This window comes from Streptomyces sp. NPDC055078 (genome assembly GCF_053607985.1).
This window is the reverse complement of the sequence record NZ_JBSGUP010000348.1, coordinates 1-8,553: the sequence shown is the minus strand read 5'-3', so window position 1 is coordinate 8,553 and position 8,553 is coordinate 1. Positions and strand designations below refer to the sequence as shown.

Genomic DNA, 8,553 nt, shown 5'->3' with positions numbered 1-8,553 from the left:
GTCCGGGCCTTCCGGTATCGGAGGTGTGTGGGGTCAGGTGTCCGTGATGCTTGAGGTCCCTGTGCTTACCGGTCCGTCCTCAATCGCCGGACGGGCTGATTCGGCGCACCCGGGCCCGCGTGTTTGAGCCTCTCCGGGCTGATTCGGTGCACCTGGGTCGGCAGAATCAGCCCCTCCGGCGTTTGAGGAGCGGGGTTCGGGGCGGGGCCCCGGGAGGGCCCGCGCCTTGCGTTGGCTGTCGCGCACCCCTGCGGGGTGTCCTCAATCGCCGGACGGGCTGATTCGGCGCACCCGGGCCCGCATGTTTGAGCCTCTCCGGGCTGAATCGGTGCACCCGGGTTGGCAGAATCAGCCCCTCCGGCGTTTGAGGAGCGGGGTTCGGGGCGGAGCCCCGGGAGGGCCCGCGCCAACACCGCGCCCACCGCACCGCCCGCGCCAACACCGCGCGTGCCGGTCAGCTGGCTGACATCCGCGTCGCTCGTTCGATGGATCGAGGGTCGGGTGCATGGCGCCGGGGCGGGGTGTGCCCCAACGATGGGCCTCCGGCCGCGCGTGTGGCACGTATGGTCCGAAGGGAATCCGCGATGACGCAAGCCCCCGACCCCGGCGCCAACCCCGACCCCGACCCCGGCCCCGGCCCCAACCCCGGTCCGGCTCTCCTCGAAGGGGAAGAGATCCCGGTCGACTGGATCCACATCCGGGACACCATCAAGGTCAATGGCGCACTCCTCCAGGAGATCGGCGCGGAGATCCAGGCCCGGGGACTGTCGCCGACCGCCACCCTCGCGCTGGTGGCCCGCGAGATCGTCCATGACCCCGGCTTCGTGCTCACCGGCCTCCTCGGCCATCCGCTGGTGCTGATCGCCGAGAACTACGTGGGCAACGGCGGCGCGGTGGACGCCAGTGCCCCGGGCGGTCCGAGCGGGCGGATGGGCGATACGGGGCGGTCGGGCCAGGGCCAGGACGGCCGGCCGGGCGGACCGGGCGGTCCCGGTGGACCGGGCGGGACCGGCCACGCCGCGTCACCGATCACCGTGCTCGCGCGGAATCTCACCGATCTGCGGATCGCGGCCCGGGGCGGCCCCGGCGGGCGGGGCGGCTCCGGCGGCACCGGCGGCAAGGGTCATACCGCCCACCGGGCGAACAAGCCGGACGTCCCGCTCGGAGAGCCGGGCCAGGGCGGGCCGGGCGGCGCCGGAAGCACGGGCGGCCCCGGTGGCCCCGCCGCGCTGATCCTGGTGGACACGGTCAGCACCATGGGGCTCTTCCTCGACGGCGCGGGCGGCGTCCCCGGTGCGGCCGGAGCGGGCGGGCGGGGCGGCCGGGGCGGCGGGATGGGCAGCACCCCGGACGTCGCCGACCCCGGGCCCCCCGGCCCGCCCGGCACCGCGGGGACGGTGCACGGCCCGGCCGTCCAGCCCGTGCACACCACCCACACCACGGAGAACTGGTGGGCCCTGGTCAGGATCCGGCTCGGCGGCCACGCGGAGACGTGGTCCGACTACCGCACCGAGGTGGGCGAGTATCTGTTCCGGCGCTACGCCCCCGCCCTGCCGGACCGCAAGGACGGCCGAGACCGGGCGGGCGACGAGTTCCGGCGCGCGCTCGACCTGTACGCCCAGAACGAGCGCGCCGCCGAACTGCTGCGCTACAGCGCCCTCAACCTGGCCCCGATCGGCCAGCCGTACAACCTCGACCTCATGCCGGACTTCCCGCGCTTCGAGGATGTGGTCGGCGACTACGACGACATCGTCAAGAGCCTGTACGACAACGCGCTGAGCCTGCTGCTCGCCGCCTTCGACACCGCCCAGAAGAACCAGCGGCTCGCGGCGGACATCGGGCACATCAGCGATATGCGGCCGGTGCTGGACCTGGAGGACCGGGCCGCCAGGCTGGCGGTGGAGGGTGCCGAGGCCCGCAAGGATGTGATCGACCAGCAGATGCGGGAGGTGCAGGTCAAGATCGACGCGGTACGGGAGAAGCTGACCCTCCAGCGTATGGAGTTCCCGCCGGGCAACGACCTGGGCCCGCTGCTGGGCGCCGCCATCGCGGTGGCCGCCGCGGTCTCCGCCGTCTACACCGGGGGCGCCACTCTCGTCGCGTTCGTCGCCGCCGCCAATCTGATGATGAAGACCGCCGGGGCCGTGGAGGGCTTCGATGTGAACACCGGCCAGTTCGGCGACGGCACCCAGCTGATCAGCTACTGGGACTGGGAGGACCCCAACAATCCGAAGCTGAAGGACGACAAGAAGGAGAACGTCGGCGGGCTGCTGGAACTCATCGGCACCAGCCGGAAGTTCATCGACGCCGGGCTGGCCGGCGCCCAGCTCTTCCAGACCAGGATCGACGGCAAACTGGAGAACCAGGAGCGGGACCTGGTGGCCCACCAGCTCGAACTCACCCGGCAGCGCGGGCTCCAGCTCCTGGAGGTCGGCCAGAAGACGGTGCTCAAGGCCGCATCCGCCGCCCGGATCGCGGTGAACGAACGCGATCTGGTGCGGCTGCGCGCCCTGCGGGAGGACTGGTCGTCGGACGTCGCCGAGCTGAGCGGTGTCGCCCGCACCCTGATCCAGCACACCCAGGCGTATATGGACGTCCTGATCCGCTTCGGCTTCTACGCCAACCGGGCCCTGGACCTCTACACCCTCAGCTCCGACTACGCGCCGAAGTTCACCTTCGATCTCGGCTATCTGCCCCCGGACGATGTCGAGAACGCCTATCTCGCCCTGTCCCGGGGTGACGACAGCCGGATCCTCCCGCTGCTGGCGCAGTACACGGAGTCCTGGCGGCGGATGCCCGATCTGCTGTTCCTGCGTGGCGTCTACGACGCCTACCAGGCGGAGATGCTGCACGCGGCGCGGTTCTTCACGATCACCACGCCCGCCGTGCTGGCGTCCCTCAGGGACAAGGGCACCGCCACCTTCACGGTCGCCCTGGAGGACTTCCCGGCCACCTGGTCGGAAATGAAGGTGGAGGACGTCCAGGTGGCGTTCCTCGGCGCCACCGCCGACGAGCCCGCCGTCCTCACCTTCGTCCAGCACGGCGGCCAGACCAAGAACCGGCTGCGCGGCGGCGCCGCGCACACCCACAACGGGCTGCCGCTGTCGACGGTGGTCGAGGGCACCTTCACCAAACGCGTCCCCGGCAGCACCGCGGGACCCCGGCAGTCCTTCTGGGGCCGCAGCCCGGTGACGACCTGGCGGGTGACCATCGAGAAGTCCTCCCAGGAGCAGATCAATCTGAATCTGTCCCGGCTCAGCGCGCTGCACCTCACCATCCGGTACGCCTTCTACACCCCGCCGCAGGCGGGCGCACCGCCCGTCGCCCCGATGACGGTCCGCGCGGACTACGACGGCGACGGCAAGCCGGACACCGCCCGCTGGGACTCCGCTGAGGGCACCTGGCACATCGAGCCGTCATCCGGCGGCGATGCGCGTGCCGTGCCGTGGGGGCGGGCCGGTGACATCCCCGTCCCGGGCGACTACGACCGCGACGGAAAGGCCGATCTGGCGGTCTACCGGCCCAGCGACCGGACGCTCTACACCCGCGCGTTCGCCGGGGGCCCGACACTGGTCCACATCTGGCGGACCGAGGGCTATGAGCCGATCCCGGCCGACTACCCGGCCATGGACCGGCTCGCCAACGGTTTCCGGATCCGCGCCGCCGATCTGACGAACGCAGGCCGGCACGTCGAGGCCGTCGCGGTGCAGAAGGAGGCCCGGGCCGCGTACGAGCAACTGGCCGGGGAGTCCGACGCGTACCGCGCCTCTGTCGCCCAGACCCTGGTGATGCTGGGCGCGTACTGCTCGCGCGCCGGTCTCCACGACGAGGCGATCGCCACCGGCCGGGAGGCCGTCGACCGCTACCAGGCCCTGCGCGACCGGCCCATGGTGGCCTGGGCGCTGGGCAATCTGGCCAACCATCTGGCCGTCGCCGGCCGGCTCGTGGAGGCCGCCGCGGCCCAGCAGCGTACGGTCGCGGGCTACCGCGAACTGGCGTCGGCCGACCCCGTCTACCGGGCATCACTCGCCCAGTCGCTGGTGATGCTGGGCGCCTACTCCTCCCGGGCGGGCCGCCACGACGAGGCGATCGCCGCGGGCCGGGAGGGCGTGGAGATCTACCGGACCCTCGGCGACCGTCCCCTGGTGGCCTGGGCGCTGGGCAATCTGGCCGCCCGGCTCGCCTCCGCCGACCGCCCCGGCGAGGCCGCCGACACCCAGCGCGAGGCCCGCGACCTCTACCAGGAACTCGCGAACGCCGACCCCCGCTACCGCGCCTCCCTCGCCCAGACCGCCTACCGCCTCGCCGACTACCTCATCCGCGCCGACCGCCGCCCGGAGGCGCTCCCCGCCGCCCAGCAGGCCGTCGCGCTCTACGAGGAACTGGAGGCCGCCACCCCCGGCAAGTACACCTCGGAGCTGACGGCGGCGGTGCGGATGCGGGACAGGCTGAACGACAGCCCTTAGGGCGTGTCTGATGGCTCTTTGACGAGGTCGCGGAGCCGGCTCACGATGACCGCGGTCGTCGGAGTGCCCTGGAGAACAGCGGCTGATCCACCACCCGGGCAGGAGCCGTCGGACACGCCCCAACCGACCTTTGGGCATGCTTCTTGTCCGGCGGGGCTGACCGGTCGCTGAACTCTTGCCGAATTCCCTTACGAACCTTTGGAGTTGGTACCACCACCCACACCGCACACATTGGTACGAGTACGTGAAACCCAGGTTCGACCCGCTCACCGCAGTGGCCATGACCGTCACGATCGTCTCCTTCTCGGCGACGGCCCCGCTCACCGCCTACGCCTCCGCCTCACCACTGGCCATGGCCTTCTGGCGCAACTGCCTGGGCTTCGCCGTGCTCGGGCCGTTACTGCTGCTGCTGCGCCGCCGTGAGGTGGCACGGGTCGCGCGCGGTGAGCGCAGCTTCCTGCGCCGGGAGTCACACTCGCCGTGGTGGGGGCGGCCACCGCTCGAACAAGACCCCGACCCCGCCCACACACCACGGCGCAGGAGCCTTCAACACCCTGACCCTGCGCTGGCAGCGGGGACCCGTGCGGGAACCTGTGCGGGACGAGGAACCCGGGCAGCCGTCAACGTGATCATTTCCCCGCGAGTCCCAGATTCACGCCGTCCTGGAAATCTGCGGGAGACTGAGCGATCACGGCACCGTGCTTGCGGCATTCTTCCTGGACGGAAACACGTGAGGGAAGCGTCCCGCAGGACAGTTTCTGATACTGCTCGGCAGCGTTGCGCACGGACACCGCCACCCTGCGCGACGTCGCATAGTCAACCTGCTTCCCCTTGATCTCGGTCAACACGTTCTGCGCCAACTTTCCGGCAGCATCAACCATTTCCGCACACGATTCGGTGAAGAGCTTCGTACTTGCTGAGCTGCACGGGGAGTTGGTCCCCTCACCGAAGGCATAGGCGATGCTGTCGATCTGAGGGGACAGCTTGTTCTTGACCTGTTCGGCCTCCAGCTGACGGGCGCTCGGGGGCGAGGGATCAGTGCTGCTGGAAGCGCTTCCCCGGTTCGAACTCTCCGAATGGTCCGCCGAGGACGAATCGCATCCTGTCAGGCACAGGCCGAGGAAGACGGCACCCCAAAGTCGGTGGTTCACGGTGATTCCTTTGCCAGTTCGACAGTTCTTGAGTGATATCGAATGTCCGCAAACTGGTCTAGACCATAAGGTAGGATCATGGGGCTGTCCACCCTGCAAATTGAGACACCATCCGGAATTGGCTTGGAGGAATGCCCTCCATGCGGTGAGCTCGGCGCGTTTCTTGTAGCAGGTCCCCGCGGCGGCGAGGCCGACGCGGGCGGGGCAGCGACGTTACCCCGCCTGCGGGACCTGATGGAGAATCCGTGCCCGGGGCGGCAGGGCGGGGCCGCTCATGCCGCCGCCTATCCGTCGCCGCCCTGGCCACCACTGCCAACCGCGCGTTCACCGACCCTAAGTGCCTGATCACCGCCGTTCGAGTCGGTGAGATGTGGCGCCTCATGCAGGTTTGAGCCCTGCCGGCACCCCTTTGAACGCTCCCCTCCACTCCTTCCACTCGTGTCTGCTGCGCCTATGAGGCAAGACGGTTGTGAGAATACGCACCGAATCGTGCCTACTGTGACGGTTGTGAAAACTCTGGCGAATGAGTTTACGGATTCACGGAGACCTGGTCGTCGACGCCTGCCATAGTGAGACACGTCGGACGGAATGGAGGGACGTGAATGAGGCTAAAGCACCGGAGGAACGCCCTCGTCGCAACAACCATAGCCTTGTTACTCGGCGTGCACATTCTCGCATCCGATGGCGCGAATATCGTAGATACTTCACCCAGTAAATTAAAGCCTCGAATTGAGCCAAGGAGAACATTTCCAGGGATTCGCGTTGGTGCAGATCTGAAAAACGATCGACAGCTCGTCGTGAAGTTTCGTGAGGGCTCCGGCGTAGAAGCTTCTGGCGGATCCTGGACCTCCGATGCCGCGAAGCGCGACAACTCACGCCTGGATCGCCCTGTCGGCAAATTCGTATCAATAGACGAATCAATCAAGAGGGCGAATGGGGCGGTCGAAAAGTACGCAGGGGCCCGTGTCCTACCTTTGATGACCGCCACGGACAGTGAAGTATCGGAACTACGCGAGTCGGCGGAGGCCGCTTCAGGACAAGAGATGGCGGACATGTCCCTGTACTCCAGCATCCTCTTGGACAAACCAAACCCAACCGCAATCAACGCCTTGATGAGGACCCTTTCGCGCAACCCGCTGATTGAGCAGGTATACCCTCAGTCAATGCCTAGAGATGCCGATATACCGCCCCCCACCAGTATCGACCTAAGAGGTTCTCAGGGGTACCTGAACCCGGCGCCTACGGGTATCGACGTTCCCTACGCCAGAAGATTTCAGGGCGGAAAGGGGGCAAGGGTCTCGATAATCGATGTCGAATCGGGCTGGAGGGTCGAGCATGAGGACTTGCCTGGCCCATCGGCGATCTTCTCATGGCACGGAACAAATGGAGGCGGGGAGCATGGAACGGCCGTTGCGGGAATGCTTTGGGGGCTGGATAATTCTTATGGCGTCACCGGAATAACCCCACACTCCAGAATGGGGTGGTCTTCCGTAACATTCTCTCAGTTCCCTAACTTCTTCTTCAGCCCTGCTTCAGCGATTGTGAACGCTGCGGCAGATCTCTCCGCCGGCGACATTATATTGATTGAGCAGCATGCCCCATTACTGTTCGATGGCGTGGCATATCCAGACAACAGCTGTAATCCACGTGATATAGGATATCTCCCGGTGGAGATATTCGGTGCGGAATTCGACGCCATTTCTCAAGCCACGGCGCGAGGGATCATAGTAGTGGAAGCCGCAGGGAACGGCACCATGAACTTGGACGGATATCCAGAGTTCAATCGCACCATTCGAGATTCTGGAGCGATTATCGTGGGGGCCTCCGTTGGCGGCGGAAGCAACTCTCCAGCCTGCTTCACCAACCACGGTTCGCGAGTGGACGTCTTTTCCTGGGGGGGTAGCGTTGCGACCCTAGGATACGGCGAAAGCAGTTCTCTCCGAGCCGACGGAGGGGATGCGCGGCAATGGTATACGCGCACCTTCTCCGGTACGTCCAGTGCTTCACCCGTCGTCACCGGAGCGGCTGCACTTGTGCAAAGCATACGACTGTCTCACGGTCTACCAAGATTAACCGCTCGCCAGATGCGCTCACTACTGGTTGGAACCGGGACGCCGCAAGGCAGCGGGGTCAGGATCGGCACACAACCCGATCTTAGATCCGCATTACGGGCAACCATGCCAGATCGCGGCCTTATGCGGATCACCGGGATTCCCACTGCCAGTCCCGCAGCGACAGGATTCGTCGGAACCGTACGCGTCCGCAATGATGGCGGTCAGTCTTGGGCCAGTGGCACTCATTCCGCACAATGCTCCTGGGAGGCGGGCGGCCCTGTCGTAGCCACCGGCTCCTTCGTCGGCATTGTCGACCATGGAGACAGTGCCCAAATGGGACTCACCGGTCTCACTCCGGCGTCGGAGGGTATCCATACTCTGACGTGCAATTTTATCGCCGGGGGAGTAGTCGTGGCTACTCAATCCGAGAGTATGATCATAACGGAGTCGGGTAAATATGACGGCGAAGTGGTCTCCTTTGTCCTTCCCCGAACGATGGCCTATGGAAACCGAGGTGATAACGCAAGGCCCTATCTCGCTGACGTGACAGTGAAAAATACGGGCACAAAGGTCTGGGATGCCAGTTCTTCCTCCCCCGTAGAGCTGCAGACCTCGCCCGATGGGAACGCGTTCCTCGTTTCGGGACTCGTCCCTCCGGGTTCTCAGGTGACAGTTCCAGTCACCGTCACATGCCAAAATGCTGGTCCGAATGAATTCTCAATCCATTTGAAGCTTGGTGGAGTCCCATTCGGCTCATCGAAAAGTGCCACCAGTCGTTGCCTCGGTAGCGACAACAAACCTGACGATGGGTAAGGCCGGTATGGGCGCAGCCCTGGGGCGCCGGATCGGCGCCTCGAAGAGCAGTCCGGTGCGGGGGCCCTC

The 8,553-nt window shown here is 66.5% G+C and carries 3 protein-coding genes; 2 read left to right on the top strand and 1 reads right to left on the bottom strand.

The genetic code is table 11. From position 1 onward, the window contains the following. The first annotated feature begins 584 nt into the window (after positions 1-584). Positions 585-4,466, top strand: a complete 3,882-nt coding sequence (locus ACWF94_RS25465; RefSeq protein WP_453492859.1) for a tetratricopeptide repeat protein — start codon at positions 585-587, stop codon at positions 4,464-4,466. Positions 4,467-5,095: 629 nt separating this feature from the next. On the opposite strand, the gene ACWF94_RS25460 is transcribed toward ACWF94_RS25465, so the two are convergent. Beyond that, entirely contained in the window at positions 5,096-5,617 is a 522-nt protein-coding gene (locus ACWF94_RS25460) for a hypothetical protein (protein ID WP_453492856.1), read from the bottom strand. Between the two features lie 602 nt (positions 5,618-6,219). On the opposite strand from ACWF94_RS25460, the gene ACWF94_RS25455 reads away from it, so the two are divergent. Next, on the top strand, positions 6,220-8,484 hold the full coding sequence (locus ACWF94_RS25455) for a S8 family serine peptidase (protein ID WP_453492853.1): 2,265 nt from the start codon (positions 6,220-6,222) through the stop codon (positions 8,482-8,484). Positions 8,485-8,553: the final 69 nt, after the last annotated feature.

Bases quoted from the DNA above. Each gene is read 5' to 3' on its own strand.
- ACWF94_RS25465 (WP_453492859.1), top strand. From the start codon at position 585: ATGACGCAAGCCCCCGACCCCGGCGCCAACCCCGACCCCGACCCCGGC.
- ACWF94_RS25455 (WP_453492853.1), top strand. From the start codon at position 6,220: ATGAGGCTAAAGCACCGGAGGAACGCCCTCGTCGCAACAACCATAGCC.